Consider the following 26,372-nt stretch of genomic DNA (forward strand, 5'->3'; position numbering starts at 1 on the left):
CTTGGAACCTCTCTTTTTATTCTATAAAGATTTTACAAAATATGTCATTGCAGAGCCTTGTTCTTTGTTTTTTGAAAATGCACAACAGCTGGCAAAACAAAATAGTATCGATGCTGTAATATGTTATAATGATTTTTTAGAAAATCTTGGAGTGGAGCTTTCGAATTATCAGTTCGATTATATTATTTGTTCAGGATTATTACATGAAGTTGAAAATCCTCGCCGGCTTTTACAGAATATTTTTAACCTTTGTATAAAGGATAACACGATTGTTCATATAAACGTCCCAAATATGAATTCTTTTCATCGGCTGCTTGCAAAAGAAAGCGGTCTTATAAAAGATGAACATGATAAATCTCAGAATAATATCTTATTGCAGCAGCATACAAATTTTGATATAAATATGTTAAAATCTATTGTACAAGATGTTGGTTTTCAGATTCTTAATTTAGGCGACTATTTTATAAAACCGTTTACTCATTCTCAGATGAAACATCTTATGGATATCGGTTTTTTAACAAATGAAATTCTAGACGGTTTTTATTCCATGCAAAAATATATGCCGAATCTCGGTTCTGAAATATTTATCGAAGCAAAAAAAGTATAGAGAGTATGAAAAGAATTATTTTACCCGCCGACTGCGGTATCGATTACGCAGGTAGTTTCAAAAGATATGGAGAAATCATTATATGACTAATCCTATACGTTGGAAACAACGCTTCCAAAACTTTGAAAAAGCTCTTGTTGTGTTTCAAGATCGTTGTACGGATGTCGGTGAGAATCCTCATGGGGCAAAGTATTATGAAACTTGCAGAATGGCTTTAATTCAGGCATTTGAAATTATTCTCGAACTTTCATGGAAAACATTGAAGGATTATCTTGAAGCACAAGGTTATATGGAAGTACAGAATGGTAAGCGTGCAATTAGACAGGCCTTTCAAGATGGACTGATAGATGATGGAGAACTTTGGTTAAAAGCACTTGATATTCGAAATATTACCAGCCATACCTATGATATGAACATGCTTGAGGATGGAATTGATTTTATTATTGTATCTTTCCAGCCTGCACTTATTTGTTTAAAAAATAAACTTGCAGCAGAATTGGATTCCTAACGCTATGCCATACGGTCTTAAAGAATATGAAATGAAAACTATTATTGAATATCTTTCTAAATGTACAGAAATAGAAGAAGCTGTATTGTTCGGTTCGCGGGCGATCGGTTTATATAAAAAAGGCTCGGATATTGATATCGCGATAAAAGGTATAAAAGTAACTCCTTTTATTGCTGCCGCTTTAAAGTCTGAATTAGAAGAAGAGACGGTAATTCCATATTTTTTTGATATTGTTTCATATCCGCAATTAAGACATCGTGAGTTTATACAGCATATTGATTCTCATGGAATTATTATTTATAAAAGATAGCATCTATACCATATATAAAGGTAGAATCTTAAATAAGTATAGCATAACTATATAGGTTTCTTATGCATATCCCTTTTTTATCCTTGCAAAAAATGACTGAAAGCTTTGAACCGTCTCTCTCGCAAAAAATAAGTGCGATTATAAAAAAAGGCTGGTATATTCACGGCGAAGAATGTACGGCTTTTGAAAAGAACTTTGCACAATTTTGCGGAGTTAAGCATTGCATTGGTGTAGGAAACGGTCTTGAAGCTTTAAAATTGATTCTCCGTGCATACAAGCTGCTTGGTGTTTTTGAAGAAGGTGATGAAATTATTGTCCCTTCAAACACTTTTATAGCTACTATTCTTGCCGTGAGTGCCGAAAATTTGACACCTGTTTTTGTTGAGCCGAATATAGATGATTATTTAATCGATGTAAAAAAAATAACAGATAAGATAAGTTCAAAAACTAAAGCAATTATGCCGGTGCATTTATACGGCAGGCTTTGCAATATGGAAGCTATTATTGACATTGCAAAACATCATAATTTAAAAGTGATTGAAGATGCAGCACAGGCACACGGTGCAAGGCAAGACGGAAAACGAAGCGGCTCCTTCGGCGATGCGGCCGGTTTCAGTTTTTATCCGGGTAAAAATTTAGGCTGTTTAGGCGACGGCGGCTGTGTTACTACTGATGACGACGAACTTGCAGATGTCATACGAAAGTTGGCAAATTACGGCTCAAGCGTAAAATATGTACACGAATACAAGGGGGAAAATTCCCGTCTTGATGAAATACAGTCCGCAGTGCTCTCGTTAAAACTGGAAAGGCTTGATACAGACAATGATCGCCGCCGTCAAATCGCAGTGATGTATAATGCAGGAATCAAAAATAAAGCGATTATTTTACCAAAACTCCACCAAAAAGAAGAACACGTGTGGCATATTTATTGCGTTCGGGTTCAAAACAGAAAAGCGTTTATTGACTATTTAAAAGATTGCGGAATAGAAACAGTTATTCACTATCCGACTCCGCCCCATAGACAAAAAGCATATAAAGAGTTTTCTCATCTTCACTTACCGATAAGTGAAAAAATACATGCGGAAGTGGTTAGCCTTCCGATGAGTCCATTATTAACCGATGAGGAAGTTAATTACGTAATTGAAAAAGTAAACGAATGGAAAGCTTAAATCTTGTATGGTAAATAAAAATATGAAAGTTTTTATAATCAATCTAAAAGAATCTACAGATCGCCGTCAATATATGATTGAAGAGATGAAAAAAACAAATCTTCAATATGAGTTTTTTGATGCGGTAAATGGTAAAGATATAAAATATATAGAAGAAGTTTATGATCATGAATATGCTGTAACAAAAGCCGGCGGTCCCTTAAATTTAGGCGAAATAGGTTGTTGCATGAGTCATCTTTTAATTTACAAAAAGATGATTGATGAAAATATCGAAAGAGCTTTGATACTTGAAGACGATATTATTATTAGTGAAAAAATTGATGAAATAATAAAAAAAATATTGGAATTTAATTTGCAAAATAGTATTGTACTCTTTGGACAGTCCTCTAAAAAGTTAAAAAGGAAAATATATAAGACTAAATTAGATGGTTGTTATACATTATCTAAACTTTTTAATTCCGGGTATGGGGCTTACGGATATATTATAGACAATAAAGCCGCAGAAAAGCTTTATCATTTTAACTATCCTGTGAAATATGCCTCAGATATGTGGCATGTATTTTGGAAATTTATAGATATTTATGTTCTTGAACCTTATTTGATCGATTATAAAAGAGACGGCTGTTCAGTAATTGATTCCTATTCTAAACGTACCTACGATTTAAAGAAAACCGATCGTTCGATATTTTATATTTTTTTTAGAAAGTCAATTAGTTTATATAAAAGAATCTTTTGGTTTTTACGTGATTGTATATATCGTGTTTTACCATAGGAATAAATAATGCAGCAAATAATAACATGCACAGGCTACGGATTTACCGGCAGTTCTGCAGCAACAAACATCATAGAAGAATTTGAAAATGTAAAAAGCCTTGATGCCGGTTTTGAGTGTACTTTTTTACATGAACCTGATGGTATCAGAGATTTGGAAACAGCTCTCAAAGAAGGACATCGTCTCAAAGTTGACATGGCGGTCAAAAGATTTTTAAGGCTTGTAAATATACTTAACTCCCAAGTCGAATTTCAAAAGTATTTTAATGGAAATTTTGAAAGACATTCAATCGATTATATAAATTCGATTTGTACTGCGCAGTGGCAAGGGAATTGGCACCGCGGTTCCGATACTATTAAGTTTTCAAAACAAGATTTACTTTATTATAATTTAGCAAAACAAATATTTCTTAATGAATATTCATATAAAAATTATTCTTTATATGAACCTGATACTTGGCATCCTACATATCAGATGAAAAATAATAGTTTCTATGCTTTTTTTGATGATTCTTTTTATGCTAAGACTCAAGATTATATAAAAAAACTTTTTTTGGAAGTCGGTATTCATACGGACGCAAAAAGAGTTTTGATAGATCAGTTTTTTCCTGCTTATAATATATCGGCATATTTGAAATATGCTCCGCAAACAAAAATTGTCATTGTTGACCGCGATCCGCGAGATCTTTATGTGTTAAATAAAAGTTCTTGGGGAGAGCCTTATATTCCGACTGATGATGTAAATACTTTTATAAGCTGGTATAAGGGTATACGTTTTTCACAAAAAACAGAAGCTGAAAATAAAAATGTTCTTTTACTTCATTTTGAAGAGTTTATTTCTGATTATGAAAATTCGTTATTAAAATTAAAAACATTTCTTGAACTGCGGGATGAAGAACATATCAAAAAGGGGCTTTATTTTAATCCTGAAAAATCGGCAAAAAATACATACAAATTTAAAAACTATCCTCAGTGGGAAGATGATATTTTTAAAATTGAAAAAGAGCTGGCTGAGTATTGTTACGATTTCCCTGATGGATTGGATAATGGTATTAAAGTCGATAAAAGTAAGCCTGTGGAAAAATATATTCAAGATTCTTATGAGTTTCAACTTAAACAAGAACTGCCTGAAGAGTATAAAAATAAAGCGTATAGGTTATTGTTTGGAATAACTTCTTTCGGCGGTGTTTGTGAAAGTTTTAATCATAGAAAGACTTTAAAAATGAAAGTTAAGGGGTTTGTAAAACTGTTTATGTTTTTTCCTTTTTTTTGATTGAATTTCCATATATGATTTTCAATTATTATAACTTAAAAAAATGAAATTCAGTATAATAATTCCGATATATAATCGCAGTTTTTTTATTGATAAAACTTTATCAAGTATTTTAAATCAGACCTATACAGATATTGAGATAATTTGTGTTGATGATTGCTCTACTGATGAAAGTTTACAAAAGATAAAATTATATGCCTTAAAAGATAAAAGAATAAAGGTTGTTACTCATTCAAAAAATCTTGGCCCCCATTGTGCAAGACAAACGGGTGTAAGTAATGCTTCGGGGGATTATATTCTTTTTTTGGACTGTGATGATGCTCTTGAAATATTTGCCTGTGCATCTTTATATGATATACTCTCAAAAACCGATTATGATGTTTTGGAATTTGCTTATAAACATAAAAATAAAAAAAGCCTATCTTTACCTGTTCCATCTATTACGATAGACAATCTTTTTGACAGTTTGGTATATTTTAAAAATCCCAGAGCCGGTACTGTTTGGAATAAGGTATATAAAAAAAAACTATTGCAAGAAGCTTTTTCAAAAATGCAAAGCTTTTATTCGGTAATGGGTGAAGATTTGTATGAATCTATTATCATTGCCTATTATGCAAAAAGCTATGCTTTTATAAATAAGCCTTTAATTTTGTATAATGATGGAAGCGGAATTTCAAATAAACAAAATGATTTATCTGCCGTAAAAAAAAGTTTAGCTTCTATTAAAGCTAATCTTAATGCTTTTAATGTTTTTTTTGATATGTATGCAAAAGAAAAAACTGATGCGGTTGTGTGTATCGAAAGACAATATTTTAAGTATGTTTTTTATATACAAATTTTAATGAATACACAAAAAAAAGATTGGCTTAATTCTTTGAATTTGCTGTCTGAGTGTTTTAGTAACGATATGCTTTTAACCTACGAAAAAAAATAAAAAAACAATTTTAGGCCTGCGTTTAGAGCTTATAAAATATAAAATAAACAATCATCTAAGACGACTTATGCCATACAAGCTAAAAAAAATTATAAAGGATCTTTATGCGAACTTTTGTGCTTAATCTGGAACATAATACAGAAAGAAAAAAATATATGCAAGACCTTCTCAAGGATATACCGATTGATTATGAATTTTTCCCTGCCGTTTATGGTAAATCAATAACAAACATAGATCAGTTTTATGATTCTAAATTGGCAGAAAAAAGAGCTAAGCGGCAATTAAATGTGGGAGAAATAGGAACTGCTATAAGTCATAAAAATATTTATAAAAAAATGATAGATGAAAATATTGAACAAGCTCTGATTCTTGAAGATGACGTTACTTTTTTAGATGGATTTATTGATGTTTATAAAAAAATTGAAAAAATCAATGTAGGTAATAAAATAATTTTACTGGGTACAATCGTCAAGAAGAAAATAAAAAAAATATGGAAAAAAATGCTGACACCCGAACATTCTATGTATTTGGTTTTAAATAATTATGCAGGGGCTTATGGATATGTCATAGGATTAGATGCTGCAAAAAGAATATATTATCATAATAAAAAAGTTTTTATAGAAGCAGATAAATGGAAGTATTACCGTAGACTTTCTCAAATATGGCTTGTGTCTCCTTCTGTCATAACGGTTGATGAGATTTTTCCCTCTGAAATAGGGGATGAATTAAGGCACTAAGCCCTGTTTATTATGTTTTTGATTTAGAGAAATTTAAATGTTAATTATTTTATATACACTTTTTATATACCCGCTTGAATCGATTATTGAATTGATTTTTTTGGTTGCGTTTAAGATTTTTAATGAGAATGTAGGCGGTGCAATAGTTATAGTAAGTTTATTTGTAAATATTGTTACTTTACCCATTTATGCTGCTGCAGAGCAATGGCAAAATAAGGAGAGATTATTACAAAAGAGATTAAAAAATAAGATTAAAGATATAAAAGCGGTATTTAAGGGAGATGAAAGGTATATGATTCTTTCTGCGTATTATCGCCAAAATAATTATCATCCCCTGTATTCTTTAAGAGGTATGTTGGGGCTCCTTTTTCAAATTCCTTTTTTTATTGCAGCATACCATTTTTTATCGGAACTAGCATTATTACAAGGCTCTGGGTTCTTTTTTTTAAATAATTTAGGCAAGCCTGATGCTTTGCTTAATATATTATCATATAAGATAAATTTTTTGCCGTTTTTAATGACTTTGGTCAATCTTTTATCGGTTATGATATATACGAAGAATTTTTCAATAAAAGAAAAAATACAGCTATATATAATGGCTATAGTTTTCCTTTTTTTACTTTATAATTCTCCTTCGGGCTTGGTTTTTTATTGGACTCTTAATAATATTTTTTCATTATTTAAAAATATTTTTGCAAAATGTAATTATAATAAAAAAATCTGGTACTGTTTAGGGCTTATTTTTATTGTGGCGGGAGGAGCTTTTTTTATAATTACGGCTCAGAAGCCTATTGCTATTATTCTTATGATTGGGATTATGGTAATATATATTTTAATTCCGTTTTTTATTAGACTTCTAAAATACTTTATCAATTCAATAACATTTTTTCAGAATATAAAAAACGTTAATTCTCTTTTTTATTTTTCTATAATTTCAATCACTGTTCTTTTAAGTATTGTAATTCCTTCCTCTTTGGTCTCTTCTTCCGTTCAAGAATTTTCCTATACAATTCAGTATCAAAGCCCTTTTTATTTGCTTTGGATTACTTTATTGCAAGGTTTCGGCTTTCTTTTTATTTGGCCTGCGATATTATATCGTTTGGCAAGCGAGAGAATTAAGCCGTTCTTTTCATTTATAGCTTTTATTATTTTGATCTGCTCTGTAATTAATGTTTTTGTATTCCAAGGGAATTACGGTTCGCTTACAGGCTTTCTTTCATTTTCAACAGATGAAGTTCTGATTCATTCAATAAACGAGAATGTGATTAACTTACTTTCTCTTTTTTTAGGTATAGTACTCATAGTAGTTACTCTTAAGTATAAGTTTTCTCAGAAATCTATTTTTATATCAAAGATTTTACTTGTTTCTTTTTTGATCCTTTCTTGTATTAATATGGTTAAAATATATTCAGGATATAAAAACGTTACAAGACTTATCAAAATAGATAAAAAGAATAAATCTATAGGACACATTGAGAAAGTTTATAGCTTTACTAAGACAGGTAAAAATGTATTAATTTTTATGCTTGATAGGATGCCTGGGATTTTTATTCCATCTATTTTTGATGATTTTCCTAAAATTGCAGAGAATTTTACGGGATTTACACTATATCCTAATACAATTTCTTTTGGAGGTCATACCTATATTGGAGCTCCGGCTTTATATGGCGGGTATGAATACACGCCTGCCGCGTTTAAAAAAAATACGGATTCAAATCGTGATATGTATAATGAATCTCTTTGCGTTATGCCGCGTCTTTTTTCGGAATCAGGTTGGAATGCGGTTATTACCGACGCTTCACTTGCCAATCATAGTTGGATACCGGATAATTCCATATTCGAGCCTTATCATGGGATTAAAGCTTTGAACATGGAAGGAAAATATGTAGGGGAGTGGATTCAAAAGCATAAAATAGGTGTGCAAAATAGTGTTCTTCCGTTTTCTGAAACCTTGAGGAACACAATCAGATTTTCTTTTTTAAAAGCATCTCCATATTTTTTGCGTAAAAGACTTTATAATAAAGGCAGGTATTTACAAAGTAAAGCCTCGGCATACGGTTTATTTGATTTTGTTGCAAAAATTGCTCCGCTTGAATTTATTGAGCGGGATATAAGTACAGGATATGATAAAGATTGTTTTAACTTAATTGTTAATAATATTTCTCATACGCCGATATCTGCTTCGCAGGCTCGTCTGTTTTGTTCGGATGAGTTTATAAAAAAGTGTGAAGACAGATCAAAAAATGAAATTACGTTAAATCATTATATATCGGATGCTTATCTTTTTTCGGCTCTTGGTGACATGATGAGAATTTTAAAAGAAAGCGGAGTGTATGATAATACAAGAATTATTTTTGTAGCCGATCATGCCTATGGAAATTTTATTTTAAATAATTCTATGTTTAATACTGATTTTAAGGATAAAACACTTCAGCAGACATATTATATGCCTATTTTGATGATGAAAGATTTTAATGCTTCCGGTAAATTGAAACTTAACATGGATTTTATGACCAATGCCGATGTTCCCATAATGGCAACAGACGGTTTTGATAATGTTACCCCCCCCTTACAAAAAATCCCTTTACCGGAAAAATATTTAAAGAAACCAAAGAAAAAGAAGAATTTATTATTGGTAATATCTTAGAAGATGATATTTTAAATATTCATCTTAAAGAAAAGGATATTTTTGTAGAATCGAATTGGGCAAAAGTAAAAAAATAACTTTTTTTGAATTTTAATTAGCAGGTTGTTATGTTAAATTTTTTATATATGATTTTTATATACCCTGTATATATGTTTGTTGAGTTTGTGTTTTTTCTTGCAAACAATATTACAGATGATTATATAGGGGGCTCTATTATTCTTTTAAGCATTATTGTAAATATTATTTGTTTACCAATATATAATGTTGCAGAGACTTGGCAAAAAAAAGAACGGGATATTCAAAAAAAACTAAAACCTAAAGTTAAAGATATAAGGGTAGTTTTTTCGGGCGACGAAAGGTACATGATTTTGTCGACATATTATCGGCAAAATAACTACCATCCCCTTTATGCTTTAAGAGGAATGTTTCCTTTACTTATTCAGATTCCGTTTTTCTTTGCTGCATATAAACTTCTTTCTAATCTAACGTTATTAAATAATGCTTCTTTTTGGTTTTTAAAAGACTTAGGAAAACCTGATAAATTGCTTAATATTGGAGGAATATATATAAATTTTCTTCCGATACTTATGACTATAATAAACGTATCCGCTTCTGCCGTTTATTCTAAGGGATTAAGCTTAAAAGAAAAAATACAGCTTTACCTTACAGCCGCTGTTTTTCTTGTTTTACTTTATAATTCTCCATCAGGTTTGGTTATGTATTGGACATTAAATAATTTATTTTCGTTATTAAAAAATATTTTTTATCGGGTAAGGTTAGATAAGCGAGTTTGGTATGCTGTAACCGTATTATGTTTTATATATTTTAGTATCTTTGTAAAAATCGATGATTCAAAATTGAGAATTAAGGTTATTGTTTATAGCCTTACCTCTATTGTTATACTTGTGCCTGTTATATGGCACTTTATTTCTAAATTTTTATTTAAAAATATTTGGAATATATTTTCAGATGATAGGAATAAGTTTTTTCTTTTTTTACAAGGTTCGCTAGCGTTTTTTATTTTTCTGGGCCTTGTGATTCCTTCATCTACTATTGCCAGTTCTCCATTGGAATTTGTAAACTTTGAAAATATTGCCAATCCGTTTCTTGTTCTTTTTTATTCGGGAGTTCAATCACTGGGATGTTTATTTTGGCTTGTATGCTTATATAAACTTTTTCAAAAAAAAACACAGACAGCTTTTACTCTTGCTTCGATAATTTTACTTGTAATTTCGGTTTTGAATGCCTTTGTTTTTAGAGATGGTTACGGAAGCATAAATAATCTTCTTGTATTTTCGGACGCGGGTAAACTTAGACACTCTTTAAGCGAAATACTGATCAACCTTTCAATAATTACAGTTGCAGGAATATTGGTTTTTATAGTTCTTTATTTTGATTCTTTGCGAAAATATGTTAGTGCAGCTTTAAAAATTATTATAGTTTCGTTTTTTGTTATTACGGTAATTTCTTCTATAACAATTTATAGAGAAGTTAAGACTATGAATCTTGCTACAAAATCGGTTTCCACTCCCGATAAAGCATATAGAGTAAGTAAAACCGGGAAAAATATTTTTATTTTTATGCTGGATCGCTCAATGAATTTTTTTATAGATCCTATATTTGAAACTTCAGAAATTGTAAAAAAAGAATATACGGGTTTTACTCTTTTTGAAAATGCCATAGCCTTCGGTTCAACTACTAATTTTAGTACTCCTTCTTTATTTGGAGGATATGAGTATACTCCTGAAAACATTGATAAAAGATCGGACGAACTATTGGTAGATAAGCATAATGAAGCTTTAAGTGTTCTTCCACGGCTTTTTAGTGAAAATAATTGGAGTGTAAGTTTCACCGATCCTTCTTGGCTTAATTATTCTTGGATTCCGGATTTATCTGTTTTTTCAAAATATAATATTATTGCAAAAAATATAGATGGTAACGGCTTATATACACAAGATTTTCTTAAAACCGACACGAAAGTAATACTTAAAAAAGACGGAATAAGCGGTATTCGCAGAAATATGTTATATTTTTCTTTTTTTAGAATTTTACCTCTTGAAGCTCGTAGAATTTTTTATGCAAATGGTATGTATGCTAGTGTAGGACTTCCAATTTATTCGGCTCCTTTTTTTAATGCATATTCAGCTCTGGAGAATATTGAAAAAGAAGTCGAATTTGTTGAAAATCAGAACTGCATAAATATTATTGTAAATAATTTAACGCATGAGCCCTCTGAGCCGAGTACTATTAAACTTGCCGGAAAAGATTTCCTTATTCCTATGGCAGACAACTACTGTTTAAACGGATATACATCAGAACATTTTTATGTTAATTATTTAGCTCATGAATCATGTGCTAAGTTCTTTAGATTTTTAAAAAATAATGATTGCTGGGATAATTCCCGAATAATAATTGCGGGAGATCATGGAAATGCTCCTATGAGAACCAAGTATACAACATATATAAGTAAATTTGCTAATCATGGTTTTATGCCTGATGTATTAATGCCGTTAATAATGATGAAGGATTTTAATTCTGAAGGAAATTTAAAAAAAGACAATACTTTTATGACTTTGGCTGATATTCCTCTTTTAACTACAAAGGACTTGCCTTCTGAATTACAAAAAAATCCTTTTACAGGTAAAACATTTATTGAAACGCAAGATAAAAAAGTTGTAAAAGCTGTGATGTCAGGAAACTGGCATGCTCATCATCAGCTTAAGGCTACTCAGTTTGATGTAGACAAGGATGGTTGGATTTATATAAAAGATAATGTCTATGATCCTGCTAATTGGAGTAGAACAAATTTTAATGAGGAATAAGGAGAATTTATTTTATGTTTCCATTGTTATATATTGATCCTGGCACGGGCAGTATTCTTTTTTCTATTGTAATAGGGCTAATTACGACTCTATATTTTTTGACAAAAACGGCTATAATAAGATTAAAAGTTTTAATCTACAAGGATAAAACGAAAGTTAATGAAAGCAAAACCGATTTTGTTTTTTACTCTGAGGGCAAACAATACTGGAATGTATTTGCTCCTATATGTAATGAATTTGAAAAGAATAAGGTAAAAGTTCTTTTTTATACATCTTCCGAAGACGATCCTGTGTTTTTACAAAATTATGAGTATATAAGTTCTGAATATATAGGAAAGGGAAATAAGGCCTTTGCTAGGCTTAATATGTTGGAGGCAGATATCTGTTTGATGACTACGCCCGGCCTGGATGTATATCAATTAAAGAGGTCAAAAAAAGTAAAGCATTACAGTCATATTCTTCATGCCCTTGATGATGCTACAAGTTACAGACTTTTCGGTCTTGATTATTTTGATTCGGTTCTTTTATCAGGTGAATATCAAATGCAGGGAATAAGAGAGCTTGAAGATTTGCGCGGAATAAAGAGGAAAGAATTATGCGTGGTGGGCTGTCCTTATTTGGATGTGCTTAAGGAAAAAATAAAGGACTTACCTCAGAAAAATGAGGCTTTTACCGTTTTGCTAGCTCCTTCATGGGGTACAAATGGTATTCTTTCCAAATATGGAGAAAAACTCCTTACACCTCTTGTAGAAACAGGATGGAATATTATCGTTCGTCCCCATCCTCAAAGTAAGATCGCCGAGTCCGATATGCTAAAAAAATTAGAAGAAAAGTACAAGGTAAATAGTAATCTTTCTTGGGATTATGAGCCTGAAAATATTATTTCTCTTTCAAAGTCCGATATAATGGTTTCCGATTTTTCGAGTGTTATCTTTGACTATTGCTTTTTATTTGACAAGCCGTTCTTATACTGTAATAATGAATTCGATCATCGCCCTTATGATTCAGGTGATCTAAAAGAGCTGCCATGGAAGTTTTCTATATTGAAAGAAATAGGAAGGGAGTTAAAATCTACAGATTTTACTGATATAAGAAAAATTATTAAAGAAACTTGCGAAAGTTCTACCTTAAAAGAAAACAGATTAAAAGCTAAAGATACTGCATGGCAAAATAGAGGGCGCTCAGGAGAAAAGGTATATGAATTCTTAATGGAGACTAAAAAAACATGTTAGATTTTTTGTATACAATATTTATTTATCCTGTATATATGTTTGTTGAGTTTGTATTATTTATAGCAAATAATATAACTCAAGATCATATAGGTTTATCAATAATTATTTTGAGCCTAGGTATAAATTTAATAACCTTGCCCATCTATAATGTAGCAGAGAAGTGGCAAGAGATGGAACGTATTATTCAAAAAAGAATGAAGCCTAAAGTAAAGGATATTAAGACTGTATTTAAAGGCGATGAGCGGTACATGATATTGTCTGTTTATTACAGGCAAAATAATTATCATCCCTTATATGCATTAAGGAGTATTTTTGCCTTATTTATACAGATACCTTTTTTTATAGCAGCATATCAGCTTTTATCAGAGTTGCCTGCGTTAAAAGAAACTTCTTTTTTATTTTTAAAAGATCTAGGCTCTCCGGATAAATTGGTTACCATCGGTTCTATTTCATTGAATCTTTTACCTGTAATAATGACTGTAATAAATATTGCTGCTTCTGCTGTGTATACAAAAGGCTTAGAGTTAAAGGACAAACTTACCCTATACCTGACAGCTTTTTTATTTTTGATATTATTGTATAACTCACCATCTGGACTGGTTTTATATTGGACGCTTAATAATATTTTTTCATTATTTAAAAATATTTTTATAAGATAAAGTTAAGTAAAAAAACTTGGTTTATTATTGCTAGTATAGTTGCAGTGACTTTAACGATAGTAATTGCTTCAACTGCCGGCAAGAAGAAACCTATTTTTATGTCCGTTGGTTTTACAGTTCTCCTTTTGATAACTCCTTTTATAAAGAAATTGTTTTTATATTTTGAAAGTAAACAAAAGAAGTCTATTTTTGATAGTGATAATAAAAGATTTTATATTTTTTTATCTGCTGTTTCTGCCTTTCTTATTTTTGTTGGACTTGTTATTCCCTCTACAACGATTGCCAGTTCTCCTCAAGAATTTGCTAATTTTGATAATTTTACAAATCCATTAGGAATTCTTTATTATACATTTATACAAACTTTTGGTATATTTGTTTGGCTCTTATGTTTATATAAACTATTTTCAAAACAGATTCAAAAATATTTTTCGTATATCGCTGTTTTTGTTTTAATGGGATCTTTAATAAATGCCTTTATTTTTACCGGAAACTATGGAGATATAAATAAATTTCTTGTTTTTGAAAATAGTGTACTTTTACATCATGGAGCAAAATATTTTATATTGAATATTTTTACCTTAAGTTTATGTATACTCATAATTTTAAGTTTTTTATACTCAAAATTTGTAAAATTTTTACCTTCTATTTTGACAATCATTGTTATTAGTTTTTTAACTGTATCCGGATTTTCCGGTATAAATATTTATAAAGAATATCAGCGATTGCAAAAGACGGATTTAAGGACGGTTATAAATGATAAAGCATATAAAGTAAGCAAAACAGGAAAAAATATTTTTATTTTTATGTTGGATCGCTCAATGAATTTTTTTATTGATCCTGTTTTTGAAAATAATTCTCTCGTAAAGAAAGAATATACAGGATTTACTTTGTTCAAAAACGCTCTTGCTTTTGGAGGTAATACAAATTTAAGTACACCATCTCTATTTGGGGGGTATGAATACACTCCTGATAATATGAATAAAAGAGATGGTGAGTTATTGGTCAAAAAGCATAATGAAGCTTTAAGTGTACTCCCTAAGCTTTTTAGTGAAAACGGTTGGAATGTAAGTTTTACGGATCCTTCTTGGCTTAATTATTCTTGGATTCCGGATTTATCTGTTTTTGACAAATATGATATGACGGCAAAAAATATTGATTATTATGGAATATATAGCCAGCTTTTTTTAAAAAATTTAAAAATTTTTGAGGATAAAAAAGGTTTATATGGAGTAAAGCGAAATATGCTTTATTTTTCTTTTTTTCGAATTTTACCCTCGGAAATAAGACGAGTTTTTTATTCCAGCGGTAACTATGCAAATGTTATGTTGCCGCAGTATATTCAAATGGCTTTTATTGATTCTTATTCTGCACTTATAAATTTAACAAAAGAAGTAGAATTTGTTGAAGATAAAAACTGTATAAATATAATTGTAAATAATATAACACATGAACCGCCTAAGCAATCTGATATTAAAATACTACAAAAAGAATTTTTAATCCCTCTTGCAGATAAGTATTGCCTAAATGAATATACGGCCGAACATTTTTATGCAAATTATTTAGCTCATGAAGAATGTGCAAAGTTTTTCAGGTTTTTAAAAGAAAATAATTGCTATAATAACAGCCGTATAATAATTGCGGGAGATCACGGAAGGTACTCTATGAAAACAAGGGATATGAGTTTTTTAAAAGATTTTGCCGGTACGGGGTTTAGACCTGAAGAACTGATTCCGCTTATGATGATGAAGGATTTTAACTCTGATGGCAATCTTAAAATAGATAATACTTTTATGACTTTGGCTGATATTCCGTTTTTAACGGTTAAAGATTTGGATGAAAAATTACAAATAAATCCTTTTACTGGAATACTTTTTAAGGATAGCCAACTTAAAAGCCCTGCAAAGATTATGATAGGCGGCGGGTGGCAGGCCGATAAAGAGCTTGAAATGACAAAGTTTAAAGCCGATGAAAATGATTGGGCCTTCGTTAAAGATGATGTATATAAACCTGAAAATTGGAGTCATAAAGAATTTAAATAAATTATTTAAGAGGTTAATTATGAAATTAAAATATTTTTATTGTTTATTTTTTTATTGGTTCCAGTATATGCCTTTGCTTATCTTGATCCGGGAACAGGAAGCCTCTTGTTATATGCCGTTATAGGTATAGCAAGTTCGGTTATTTTTGCATTGAGGAATTTGTGGTATAGGATTCTTGAGTTTGTGTTTTCAGGAAAAGGAAAAAATGCAGCAAGAAAAGACTTGCCGGATATTGTTTTTCATTCAGAAGGTAAAAAATATTGGCATATCTTTCAGCCAGTGGTAGAAGCTCTTTTGAAAAGAAATGTTCCATGTGCTTATATTAGTCCCGATAAAAGTGATCCGGGCTTGACTTTTAGGACCGATGACAAAAATTATCAGCCTATAAATCCCGGAAAAGAACTGGCTGCAATTTCGTATCTTAATATGATCAAAACAAAACTTGTGGTTTCTACTACGCCCGGACTTGATGTTTATATGTGGAAACGTTCAAAAAATGTGAAAAGATATGCTCATCTTTTTCATGCCCCGACAGGAGTGGATTTTTATGAAAAATATGCCTTATCATTTTATGATGATGTGTTTTCGGTAGGTCCATTTACGCAAAAAGCTCAAGATTTCCTTGATGATTACAGAAATTTACCGCGTAAAAAGTTTTATCCTACAGGATGTACATATTATGATTATCTTGTTAATGAGGCTGCGGAGAAGAAAAAAACAATTAAACCTGACGGTAATACCATATTATATGCCCCTTCTTGGGGTAAAAGGAGTTCGGTAACAAAATATAAAACTGAAATTATTTCCGAACTTATAAAAACAGGAATGAAGGTTATTTTTAGACCTCATCCTCAAAGTTTTATTTCGGATAAAAGTATAATTGATGATATTAAGCATAAATTTTCCGGTCATCCCCAATTTCATTTGGATTCCAATAATACCGGAATAGAAAGTATGGCTTCTGCCGATATTCTGGTAACGGACTTATCCGGTGTCCTTTTTGACTTTGCCTATCTTTATACACGCCCGATAATAATAGTTAATTATGAGACGGGGGTAGGTGGATATGAGGCTGAAGATATTGGTAATTCCGGATATGATATCGAAGCAAGTTTAACCCTTGCTGAAAAAGCCGGTGAAGATATTACAAAAATTCAAGAGAAAATTATGTTTATCATGAAAAACTATGACGATGTTTCAGATAAAATTAAGTCATTTAGAGAAAAAAATATCTATAATTTCGGATATGCCGGAGCGGCTGCCGCAGAACACATTATAAATATACTTAAGGAAGAAGTCGAAAAATGAGTTTTATATCTAAAATCTTAACAGGTTTATTGTATCCTTTCGTCGTTTTAATACAAACGGTATTTACTTACTCATATACTATTTGCGGGAATTACGGTATAGCCTTAATACTTTTAAGTTTATTTATAACCGCAATAACGGCTCCTCTTTATTATTTGGCAGAACGCTGGAAAAATAAAGAAAAAGTTGTTCAGAAAAAAATGCACAAAGATATAAAAAGTATAAATGAAAACTATGAAGGACAAAAAAGATTTTATCTTACAAAAGCGGCAAGGAAGATATATGATTATAAGTGGTGGTATACATTTAGGACATCTTTTGGTCTTATAATACAAATACCGTTTTTCTTTGCAGCTTATGAAGTATTGTCAAAGTATTCAGGATATAACGGTGTATCTTTTTTGTTTATAAAAGACTTGAGTATGCCTGACAATCTTATTTTTGGGGTCAATATTTTACCATTTTTGATGACGATAATAAATGTTGCATATTCAGTATATTATACGAAAAGTAAGAGTTGGACGGCAAATAAAGAACTATATATAATGGCTGGTATATTTTTAGTGTTGCTATATAACTCGCCGTCAGCCTTACTTTTGTATTGGACGATGAATAATGTATTTAGCTTTATAAAGGGGGTTATATTACGTAAAGCCGGTTTATCTGAGGTGCCTGTACTAATAGAAGGTGGGGCAGATAAGTCTTTAAAAGAGATAATAAAAGAGAATATCAATATTGTATATTTCTTTTTCTTTACTCTTTTATGCAGTTTACAGGTTTATTGGAATGTGAATTTTAGACATACGTATAAGTACTTTCTAATATTTATGCTTTTTGTATCGGTTTTCTTATCTTTTTTTACTTTGATAAGAAAGAAAGCTCAACATTATTTTGTTTCTATTTTTATTAGATGGTTAATTTTTTTTGCTATATTATTATTGTTTATTTTTGGGCGAAAATATAATAAATTTATTTCGAATGCTAATGTAAAACTTTTGACAGGATTTTATGCAACATATTTAATCACCTATTTAATATTTATTTTACAAAACTTATATTTTAAATATAATAGAGGTAGTATTCAAGTTCAAAAAAAATAATATTTCTGTCGTATTTCTTCTTGTGTTTTGGATATTTATCTATTTACCTATTGTATATTATACTTCAGATCCCAATTTAGTAAATATCCCATTTGGAGTATATTTTTTTAAGTTAGTACTGGTTGCATTTATATTTTTTTTAGTATTAACATTTATATATCATGTATCTAGTGAAAATATAAAAAATACGTATATGCAAGGCTTGATTTTTATTATATTATCTTTTTTTGTATATTCTCTTATTTTAAAAATTGATGTAGGCCAACTTGATTTTTTTATGTTTAAAAAAGAAAAGAACCTGTATGAATTACCTTTATTTTTTTATGTGTTAGACTCTATCGTTCTTGCTATATTGGCTTTTTTATCAAAAACTTTATATACGAAAAAAATTAAGTTTATTTTAAAATTTTGTATTGTAATTCCATTCTTATTGACTATAGTCTTGATTACTAAGGTTATTAATATGGAGCCTCTTCAAATTATCGATGATACTGCTAAATTATCTATACAGGAATTTGAAAGACATCAATTATCAAAAAACGGTACTAATGTAATATTTATTCTTGCAGATATGTTTAATGGAAATTATATGCAAAGAATTCTTGATGAAGAACCGGAGTATAAAGCAAAATTAGATGGCTTTGTATGGTATCCTGATTGTTTATCTATTTCTGATGAGACTTTGCGTTCTTTACCCGGATTGCTTGGAGGACATTCTGCAGTTAAAAAATCTTTGAATTATATTGATGATATTATTGAACAGGATTATAAAGATGCTATTGGTGAGACTTGTAATGATTTATTTAATGCTTTAAGATCAAATGAGTTTGAGATTACGGTATCAAATCAAAGTGATATAAAATATGCCGATTTATCTTTTGTTACTATTGATAAATTCTGGCTACATGAAAATGAATGGCGTAAGAGAAATAATTATGAAAGAAAAATTAATCAATCTGATAAGGTAAAGTTATATGTGCTTTTAGGTGTTTTTCAGTCTCTTCCTCATTATTTAAAATCTATTTTATATGATGAGCGAGGTTGGCTTTTTTTTCGAGAATCAAGTGCAATTACTGCTCAAACCGGCTTATGTATTTCAAGTGTTGTTCAACTTGATACATTATCCGACAGAAACATCGTAGTAAATGATAAAAAGAATACTTTTTTATTTTTACATTCTTTGCTTCCTCATTATCCATGGGGTATTAATCATGATGGAAATATTGTATCTGCTGATGATGATTTCACTGATACTTTTTCAATATCATTTACGGAAAAGTTTGCCTATTATTCTGCGAAAAAGACAATCTCTCTTTTAATAAAGTATATTGATTGGTTAAAACAGAATGGAATTTATAATAATTCTGTTATATATGTTTTTTCTGACCATGGAAATGACCGCAAAGATAGCGGTATTCCTGTCTCCAAAGCTGTCACATATCCAGATGCTGAAGATAATATATCGTGGGCTCATACTCTTCTATTAGTTAAGGATAAATATAAAACCGGAATGATTGAAATTAATCCTTTGTACGTAAGTTCTGCCGATATACCTTCTATGTTATTAACCGGTTTAAATATTAATTTTTTAAATGATATTGATCCTAGAAAAGTGACAATAGAAGAAAATAAAAATAGAACCCGTTTATTTTTTGCACCTTCGCGTACTGAAAATAAAAAAAATCTTTATTATGTAAAAGGTTCTATTTTTGATCCTAATTCATGGAGTGTGACACCTCCTAAAGAAGCCGAAAAATGAGTTTTATGTCTAAAGTTTTAACGAGTTTATTGTATCCTTTTGTTGTTTTAATACAAACGGTATTTAATTACTCATATAATATTTGCGGGAATTATGGTATAGCCTTAATACTTTTAAGTTTATTTATAACCGCAATAACGGCTCCTCTTTATTATTTGGCAGAACGCTGGAAAAATAAAGAAAAAGTTGTTCAGAAAAAAATGCACAAAGATATAAAAAGCATAAATGAAAACTATGAAGGACAAAAAAGATTTTATCTTACAAAAGCAGCAAGAAAGATATATGATTATAAGTGGTGGTATACATTTAGAACATCCTTTGGTCTTATAATACAAATACCGTTTTTCTTTGCAGCTTATGAGGTGTTGTCAAAGTATTCTGGATATAATGGTGTGTCATTCTTGTTTATAAAAGACTTAGGTATGCCTGATAATCTGGTTTCAGGAGTTAATGTATTACCCTTTGTGATGACAATAATAAATATAGCTTATTCCGTATATTATACGCGAAGTAAGAGTTGGAATGCAAATAAAGAGCTATATATAATGGCTGGTATATTTTTAGTGTTGCTATATAACTCGCCGTCAGCCTTACTTTTGTATTGGACGATGAATAATGTATTTAGCTTTATAAAGGGGGTTATATTACGTAAAGCCGGTTTATCTGAGGTGCCTGTACTAATAGAAGGTGGGGCAGATAAGTCTTTAAAAGAGATAATAAAAGAGAATATCAATATTGTATATTTCTTTTTCTTTACTCTTTTATGCAGTTTACAGGTTTATTGGTTTATGAATTGGCCCGTTACCGTCAAATATAGTGTATTACTTTTAGCCGGGATTTCCGGTATTTTATCCTTGTTTACTTTATATATAATAAGAACAAAAAATATTTTTCTTAAACTTTTATTACAATGGCTGGTATTTTTACCGTTTATTTATGTTTTTTTATTTAGACGTGATATGGAGTTTATACTTTCAAATCAAAATCTTAAGGTTTTTTATTTTCGTTTTTTGCTATAGGGCTAATTTTATATTGTATAAAAACTATACTTGGGATAAAGCATAAAAAATATGAATCAACTTATAAATTCTTTTTACCGGCTATTGCTTTAATTTTTTGGGTTTGTATTTATTTACCGGTCTTTTTTTATATACAAAACCCTGAAATAATAGATATATCTTTTACAAAATATATGATTACCCTTGTTTCTACAGCAGCATCCGTTGCGATAATATATACTCTTTTATATTATTTTCTGCCTAAAAATTTTAGATATACTTTAGAACTGATTACTGTTGTTCTATTATTAGCGGCAGTTATATACTCTTTATTTATAAAGATTGAAGTTGGTGAATTAGATGGTTATATTTTTACAAATCAAAATGAGCTTAAACGTATTTCTGTTATAAAATATTTTTTTGATGCAGTTTTACTTTCAATTCTTATTTTAGCCGGTAAATATATCATATTAAAAAAGAGAAAACAGTTAAATATATTTGTAATATTATGTATTATTTTTCTTACCGTAAATTTGTTTTTAAAGTATTCAAATACGGACTTCACAAAAGAACCTGAAATTATCAATACTGATATGCCTACAACTGCATACTCAAAGTATAAATTCTCTAAAAAAAATACCAATATAGTTTATTTTATTGCAGATATGTTTAACGGTAATTATATAAAACGTTTAATTGACGAACATCCTGAGTATAAAGAAAAGCTTTACGGTTTTGTTTGGTACCCTGACTCACTTTCAATTTCTTCAAATACTGAAAAATCTCTTGCCGGATTGTTGGGCGGTCCTAATATGACAGCATATATTGAGTATAAGAAGGGTACGGAAGATGATATGAAAGTAGCAAATCAAAAAGCCGGTGAATTCTTTTTTAAAAATGTTCTTGATGCAGGTTATACTTTAACAATGCAGGATGCTGCATATTTTAAATTAAGAGGCTTCAGATAAAATACATATAGATTCCAGTACAAATTATAAACCCTATTGGAAGGCAAAACATAACTATCCGCAGACTCCTAAAAAAGAGAATAATGGTTTTTTAATGATATTTCTTGCTATGTTTCAATCGGCACCTCATTTTTGTAAGCCTGTTATTTATGACAGCGGCAGCTGGATTTTCTATTATAATAAGAAATTCTTTATCAGGTTTACGGAAGCTGCAATAAGAGATTTAGCCGGAATTGAAATTTTGCATGAAGTTTCACAAGTTGATACGGAAACGGAAAATAAGTATTTCTTATATATCCATAATAATTTGGCTCATTCACCTTATGCAATAAACAAAGAGGGTGTCATTGTAAAAGAAGGATTTCCGGTGCCCGGTATAAAAAATGCAGAAAATTCCGTTGCAGCTATGTATTCTGCAAAAAAAACCTTAGATGTTTTGATAGGCTGGTTTGAATGGATGAAAAAAGAAGGCGTATATGATAATACGGTTATATATGTTTTTTCTGACCATGGTAATTGGTTTTGTGATAGCGATTTACCTGAACTTAATCATATTAACTATAATACCTTAGATGATGATATTTCTCATGCAAATACCTTGGTTTTAACAAAACAGCTGAATGCCGGCGGAACATTAAAAATATCTCCTCTTTATATTCATTCTTCTGATTTACCGGCAATGCTAGCTTCAGATACGGGGCTTCCAAATATTTTTGGGCAGGATCCTCGTACAAATAAAGATAATCAAAACAGAATCCGGTTTTATTATACATCGTCTTATAAAAAAAAGGAAAAGTATAATACTTATTATGTAAAAGGTTCTATTTTTGATCCTAATTCATGGAGTATGACACCTCCTAAAGAAGCCGAAAAATGAGTTTTATGTCTAAAGTTTTAACGGGTTTATTGTATCCTTTCGTTGTTTTAATACAAACAGTATTTAATTACTCATATAATATTTGCGGGAATTATGGTATAGCCTTAATACTTTTAAGTTTATTTATAACTGCAATAACGGCTCCTCTTTATTATTTGGCAGAACGCTGGAAAAATAAAGAAAAAGTTGTTCAGAAAAAAATGCACAAAGATATAAAAAGCATAAATGAAAACTATGAAGGACAAAAAAGATTTTATCTTACAAAAGCAGCAAGAAAGATATATGATTATAAGTGGTGGTATACATTTAGAACATCCTTTGGTCTTATAATACAAATACCGTTTTTCTTTGCAGCTTATGAGGTGTTGTCAAAGTATTCTGGATATAATGGTGTGTCATTCTTGTTTATAAAAGACTTAGGTATGCCTGATAATCTGGTTTCAGGAGTTAATGTATTACCCTTTGTGATGACAATAATAAATATAGCTTATTCCGTATATTATACGCGAAGTAAGAGTTGGAATGCAAATAAAGAGCTATATATAATGGCTGGTATATTTTTAGTGTTGCTATATAACTCGCCGTCAGCCTTACTTTTGTATTGGACGATGAATAATGTATTTAGCTTTATAAAGGGGGTTATATTACGTAAAGCCGGTTTATCTGAGGTGCCTGTACTAATAGAAGGTGGGGCAGATAAGTCTTTAAAAGAGATAATAAAAGAGGATATCAACATTGTATATTTCTTTTTCTTTACTCTTTTATGCAGTTTACAGGTTTATTCCCTCGTAAGGAATTCTATTACATATAAATATTTTCTTTTTTCCGTAATAGGTGCTTCTTTTATTTTAAGTCTTGTTGTGATTATATTTAAGTTTACAAGAAAAAACATCTATGAACTTTTATTTGTTTGGATTCTCTATCTGCCTTTTTTATATTTGCTAATTTTTACGTTAAGAACAAATATATATATTTCGCCGGATAATATAAAGCTTTTAAATGGATTTTATGCTACTTTTATTGTTGTGTTTTCATTCAGCCGTTTTTTCTATTATAAAAAAAATACCTATACTGAAAAGTCTTATATACATAATAGTATACCAATAATTTTTTTTATCGTATTTTGGCTATTTTTTTATTTACCCATTCTTTTTTATATAAATAATCCCGAAATTATTAAAATTGGGATATTTGAATACTTTGTTTCTTTGCTTATCCCTGCTGGCGTATTTTTTTGTTCTTTTGTGCTGCTTTATTTTTTGCTTCCAATGTACATAAAAATCAGATATGATTTATTATGTCTGTTTGTCTTGCTTGTGCTTCTCATATACTCTTTGATTTTTAAACTCAATGTAGGGGAACTTGATTTTTTTATGCTAAAAAATGCTGATGCAATTTTTAGTATGAGATTGATTTATTATATATTGGATGCTTTTATACTTTCAGGATTGTTGTATATTTCAAAACTTTTGATGGAAAAATATAAAAAAGCTGTATTTTCTTTTGGTTTGATTCTTCCTCTAATTTTATCTATAGTTTTAATAAATCTATATGGACAAAGACCTCGCGAAAAAATGCGAATAACTTCTGAAAATGCCGATATTGAGCTACCTCAGACAGTATATAATAATTATATTTTTTCTAAAAATAAAAAAAATCTTGTATGTGTTTTGGTAGATATGTTTAATGGAAATTATTTGGGAAAAATACTTAATGAAAATCCTGAATATAGACAAAAATTGTCTGGGTTTATCTGGTATCCCGATTGCCTTTCCGTTTCTATTTCTACAAAAAGGTCTCTTGCAGGTTTGTTGGGAGGGCATGAGTATAGTTTCAAAGCATCTGAGTCAATGGATTATAACGAAATAAATACTGAGGCCGCTTCTTTTTTCTTTAATAATATTTTTAGTTCAGGTTATGATATGAGTGTTGATTCAGGCAGTGATTACTCTGGTGTGGATATGTCTAACTACCATACAATTGAACAAGCAGGTATTTTTGAATACTGGAAAAAATTAAAAGATTATAAAGATGATAAGACATCCGGTGAATCAAATCCAATGCTGTTTATAATGTTATCAATATTACAATCAACTCCATACCATTTTAAATATATAATTTATGATGATGAAGAATGGCTTTTTTTTCATAAATCGGCTAAGTTGAGTAATATCCGACATTCTGTCATGAATAGAGCCGCCGGATTGGAACTTATACCTATGATTTCGTCCTCTAGAGATACTGAACGGAATAAGTGTATGTATATTCATACAATGCTTCCGCATTACCCTTATGGGGTTAATAAATTCGGAAAAATAATGGAAGAGGCTGAATTTGGGAATTTTAGTTATTCTGCCTTCAATAATAAAGATTTAGCCCTATATTCGGCAAAACTGACACTTGATTATTTGATAGCTTGGTTTGAATGGATGAAGGAAGCCGATGTTTATGATAATACCGTGGTATATATTTTTGCAGATCATGGTAATACTTTTTATGATTCTGATATTCCTAAATCAGCTAATATTACTTATCAAAATTCAGAAAAAAATCTTTCTACCGCTAACAGTCTTTTGTTGATTAAGCCGCTAGATTCCAGAGGTGACTTAGTTGATGACCCGCTATATATTAGTTCTGCTGATCTTCATTCAATGTTGGTTACTGATGCGGGATTGAATAAAATAGATGATGTTGATCCTCGTTTTTTATCCATTGAAGACAAACTTAAAAGAACAAGAATGTTTTTTGGGCCTAATGTTACTTTTTTAAAAAATGATAAGTACTATGTTACCGGATCCATATTTGATCCTAATTCGTGGAGTATGGAGTCTCCACAGGGAGAAATTACAAAATGATCCCAAAGGTAATCCATTATTGTTGGTTCGGAGAAAATCCTTTACCGGAAACGGCTCTTAGGTGTATCGAATCATGGAAAAAATATTGTCCCGATTATGAAATTAAAGAATGGAATGAAAAAAATTATGATGTAAATAAAATTACTTATACAGCTCAAGCTTATCAGGCAAAAAAGTATGCCTTTGTAAGTGATTACGCCAGATTTGATATTTTGTATCAATACGGCGGAGTGTATTTTGATACTGATGTTGAGGTTATAAAGCCTATTGATAAAATTATAGAAAGAGGGGCTTTTTTCGGTATGGAAACCTCGGGAACTGTAAATCCGGGCTTAGGTATTGCAGCTTCTGAGAAAGATCTGCTTTATGCTGAAATTTTAAACTCGTATGAGAAATCATCTTTCTTTAAATCTAACGGTAAGCCGGATCTTACAACAATTGTAGAGCGTGTTACCGATATATTATATAAACATGGTTTTTTAAAAGAAAATAAAATACAATTAATAAAAAATATTAATATATATCCTATTGATTATTTTAACCCTAAGGATCCAAGGACTGGGATAATCGGTATAACCCCTAATACATATGCTATTCATCACTTTGATGCCAGTTGGACTATTCCTTTACGAAAGAAATATATAAAATATTCCAGATTTTTGATTCCCAAGATAGGTTATATTCTAACTAATATTATTCTATCACCGGTGCGTATTATATGTATTTTTAAAGAAGTCGGTTTTATGGGAGCGATTAAAAAATTATTAGCTGTTATTAGAAACCGGAATATGGTATAAAG

General features: G+C 30.2%; 18 protein-coding genes and 2 pseudogenes. All 20 read left to right on the forward strand.

Annotation, left to right across the window (positions count from 1 at the left end; all coding sequences use genetic code 11):
• Nucleotide 1 precedes the first annotated feature (1 nt).
• The 20 genes and pseudogenes from JO40_RS09390 (at nucleotide 2) to JO40_RS09470 (ending at nucleotide 26,370) form a co-directional block, all read left to right on the forward strand.
• Complete coding sequence (locus tag JO40_RS09390; protein ID WP_044979105.1) at nucleotides 2-607, forward strand: methyltransferase domain-containing protein; 606 nt, start codon at nucleotides 2-4, stop codon at nucleotides 605-607.
• Nucleotides 608-689: 82 nt separating this feature from the next.
• Complete coding sequence (locus JO40_RS09395) at nucleotides 690-1,115, forward strand: HI0074 family nucleotidyltransferase substrate-binding subunit (RefSeq protein WP_044979106.1); 426 nt, start codon at nucleotides 690-692, stop codon at nucleotides 1,113-1,115.
• A gap of 31 nt (nucleotides 1,116-1,146) precedes the next feature.
• Nucleotides 1,147-1,425 carry a nucleotidyltransferase family protein gene (locus JO40_RS09400; RefSeq protein WP_245608833.1) on the forward strand — a complete coding sequence of 93 codons (279 nt, stop codon included), beginning with the start codon at nucleotides 1,147-1,149 and terminating at the stop codon, nucleotides 1,423-1,425.
• Nucleotides 1,426-1,487: 62 nt separating this feature from the next.
• Nucleotides 1,488-2,594 carry a DegT/DnrJ/EryC1/StrS family aminotransferase gene (locus tag JO40_RS09405; RefSeq protein WP_044979108.1) on the forward strand — a complete coding sequence of 369 codons (1,107 nt, stop codon included), beginning with the start codon at nucleotides 1,488-1,490 and terminating at the stop codon, nucleotides 2,592-2,594.
• 7 nt (nucleotides 2,595-2,601) lie between these two features.
• Entirely contained in the window at nucleotides 2,602-3,366 is a 765-nt protein-coding gene (locus tag JO40_RS09410) for a glycosyltransferase family 25 protein (protein WP_044979109.1), read from the forward strand.
• Between the two features lie 9 nt (nucleotides 3,367-3,375).
• Nucleotides 3,376-4,685: pseudogene (locus JO40_RS09415) on the forward strand (sulfotransferase family protein).
• Nucleotides 4,682-5,572: a glycosyltransferase family 2 protein gene (locus JO40_RS09420; RefSeq protein ID WP_245608834.1), complete on the forward strand. Its 891-nt coding sequence runs from the start codon at nucleotides 4,682-4,684 to the stop codon at nucleotides 5,570-5,572. The pseudogene JO40_RS09415 and the gene JO40_RS09420 overlap by 4 nt, the downstream one beginning before the upstream one ends.
• A 104-nt stretch (nucleotides 5,573-5,676) precedes the next feature.
• A complete protein-coding gene (locus JO40_RS09425) occupies nucleotides 5,677-6,309 on the forward strand; it encodes a glycosyltransferase family 25 protein (RefSeq protein WP_044979111.1) in 633 nt (210 codons plus the stop codon).
• A 37-nt stretch (nucleotides 6,310-6,346) separates the two neighbouring features.
• Complete coding sequence (locus tag JO40_RS09430; RefSeq protein WP_245608835.1) at nucleotides 6,347-8,956, forward strand: membrane protein insertase YidC; 2,610 nt, start codon at nucleotides 6,347-6,349, stop codon at nucleotides 8,954-8,956.
• 107 nt (nucleotides 8,957-9,063) lie between these two features.
• Nucleotides 9,064-11,778: a YidC/Oxa1 family membrane protein insertase gene (locus JO40_RS09435; RefSeq protein WP_044979112.1), complete on the forward strand. Its 2,715-nt coding sequence runs from the start codon at nucleotides 9,064-9,066 to the stop codon at nucleotides 11,776-11,778.
• A 14-nt stretch (nucleotides 11,779-11,792) separates the two neighbouring features.
• Entirely contained in the window at nucleotides 11,793-13,010 is a 1,218-nt protein-coding gene (locus JO40_RS09440; RefSeq protein WP_044979114.1) for a CDP-glycerol glycerophosphotransferase family protein, read from the forward strand.
• Nucleotides 13,004-15,708: pseudogene (locus JO40_RS09445) on the forward strand (YidC/Oxa1 family membrane protein insertase). The gene JO40_RS09440 and the pseudogene JO40_RS09445 overlap by 7 nt, the downstream one beginning before the upstream one ends.
• Nucleotides 15,709-15,747: 39 nt before the next feature.
• Complete coding sequence (locus JO40_RS09450; RefSeq protein WP_144242273.1) at nucleotides 15,748-17,016, forward strand: CDP-glycerol glycerophosphotransferase family protein; 1,269 nt, start codon at nucleotides 15,748-15,750, stop codon at nucleotides 17,014-17,016.
• Nucleotides 17,013-18,116 (forward strand): YidC/Oxa1 family membrane protein insertase, encoded by a 1,104-nt coding sequence (locus JO40_RS14775; RefSeq protein WP_245608836.1) that lies wholly within the window; start codon nucleotides 17,013-17,015, stop codon nucleotides 18,114-18,116. The genes JO40_RS09450 and JO40_RS14775 overlap by 4 nt, the downstream gene beginning before the upstream one ends.
• A gap of 193 nt (nucleotides 18,117-18,309) precedes the next feature.
• Nucleotides 18,310-19,875: a sulfatase-like hydrolase/transferase gene (locus tag JO40_RS14780; RefSeq protein ID WP_245608837.1), complete on the forward strand. Its 1,566-nt coding sequence runs from the start codon at nucleotides 18,310-18,312 to the stop codon at nucleotides 19,873-19,875.
• Complete coding sequence (locus JO40_RS14785) at nucleotides 19,872-20,894, forward strand: YidC/Oxa1 family membrane protein insertase (protein WP_245608838.1); 1,023 nt, start codon at nucleotides 19,872-19,874, stop codon at nucleotides 20,892-20,894. The genes JO40_RS14780 and JO40_RS14785 overlap by 4 nt, the downstream gene beginning before the upstream one ends.
• A gap of 173 nt (nucleotides 20,895-21,067) precedes the next feature.
• Nucleotides 21,068-21,841, forward strand: a complete 774-nt coding sequence (locus tag JO40_RS14790; protein ID WP_245608839.1) for a hypothetical protein — start codon at nucleotides 21,068-21,070, stop codon at nucleotides 21,839-21,841.
• A 94-nt stretch (nucleotides 21,842-21,935) separates the two neighbouring features.
• Complete coding sequence (locus JO40_RS14795) at nucleotides 21,936-22,718, forward strand: alkaline phosphatase family protein (RefSeq protein ID WP_245608840.1); 783 nt, start codon at nucleotides 21,936-21,938, stop codon at nucleotides 22,716-22,718.
• Nucleotides 22,715-25,573: a YidC/Oxa1 family membrane protein insertase gene (locus JO40_RS09465; protein WP_044979115.1), complete on the forward strand. Its 2,859-nt coding sequence runs from the start codon at nucleotides 22,715-22,717 to the stop codon at nucleotides 25,571-25,573. Before JO40_RS14795 ends, JO40_RS09465 begins: the two co-directional genes overlap by 4 nt.
• Nucleotides 25,570-26,370, forward strand: a complete 801-nt coding sequence (locus tag JO40_RS09470) for a glycosyltransferase family 32 protein (protein WP_044979116.1) — start codon at nucleotides 25,570-25,572, stop codon at nucleotides 26,368-26,370. The genes JO40_RS09465 and JO40_RS09470 overlap by 4 nt, the downstream gene beginning before the upstream one ends.
• Nucleotides 26,371-26,372: the final 2 nt, after the last annotated feature.

Origin of the sequence: Treponema putidum (genome assembly GCF_000755145.1) — a bacterium.
Lineage (GTDB): Bacteria > Spirochaetota > Spirochaetia > Treponematales > Treponemataceae > Treponema_B > Treponema_B putidum.

Excerpts from the sequence above, each read along its gene's own strand:
- JO40_RS09395 (WP_044979106.1), top strand. The coding sequence starts at position 690 with ATGACTAATCCTATACGTTGGAAACAACGCTTCCAAAACTTTGAAAAA.
- JO40_RS09400 (WP_245608833.1), top strand. The coding sequence starts at position 1,147 with ATGAAAACTATTATTGAATATCTTTCTAAATGTACAGAAATAGAAGAA.
- JO40_RS09405 (WP_044979108.1), top strand. The coding sequence starts at position 1,488 with ATGCATATCCCTTTTTTATCCTTGCAAAAAATGACTGAAAGCTTTGAA.
- JO40_RS09410 (WP_044979109.1), top strand. The coding sequence starts at position 2,602 with ATGGTAAATAAAAATATGAAAGTTTTTATAATCAATCTAAAAGAATCT.
- JO40_RS09420 (WP_245608834.1), top strand. The coding sequence starts at position 4,682 with ATGAAATTCAGTATAATAATTCCGATATATAATCGCAGTTTTTTTATT.
- JO40_RS09425 (WP_044979111.1), top strand. The coding sequence starts at position 5,677 with ATGCGAACTTTTGTGCTTAATCTGGAACATAATACAGAAAGAAAAAAA.
- JO40_RS09430 (WP_245608835.1), top strand. The coding sequence starts at position 6,347 with ATGTTAATTATTTTATATACACTTTTTATATACCCGCTTGAATCGATT.
- JO40_RS09435 (WP_044979112.1), top strand. The coding sequence starts at position 9,064 with ATGTTAAATTTTTTATATATGATTTTTATATACCCTGTATATATGTTT.
- JO40_RS09440 (WP_044979114.1), top strand. The coding sequence starts at position 11,793 with ATGTTTCCATTGTTATATATTGATCCTGGCACGGGCAGTATTCTTTTT.
- JO40_RS14775 (WP_245608836.1), top strand. The coding sequence starts at position 17,013 with ATGAGTTTTATATCTAAAATCTTAACAGGTTTATTGTATCCTTTCGTC.
- JO40_RS14780 (WP_245608837.1), top strand. The coding sequence starts at position 18,310 with ATGCAAGGCTTGATTTTTATTATATTATCTTTTTTTGTATATTCTCTT.
- JO40_RS14785 (WP_245608838.1), top strand. The coding sequence starts at position 19,872 with ATGAGTTTTATGTCTAAAGTTTTAACGAGTTTATTGTATCCTTTTGTT.
- JO40_RS14790 (WP_245608839.1), top strand. The coding sequence starts at position 21,068 with ATGATTACCCTTGTTTCTACAGCAGCATCCGTTGCGATAATATATACT.
- JO40_RS14795 (WP_245608840.1), top strand. The coding sequence starts at position 21,936 with ATGATATTTCTTGCTATGTTTCAATCGGCACCTCATTTTTGTAAGCCT.
- JO40_RS09465 (WP_044979115.1), top strand. The coding sequence starts at position 22,715 with ATGAGTTTTATGTCTAAAGTTTTAACGGGTTTATTGTATCCTTTCGTT.
- JO40_RS09470 (WP_044979116.1), top strand. The coding sequence starts at position 25,570 with ATGATCCCAAAGGTAATCCATTATTGTTGGTTCGGAGAAAATCCTTTA.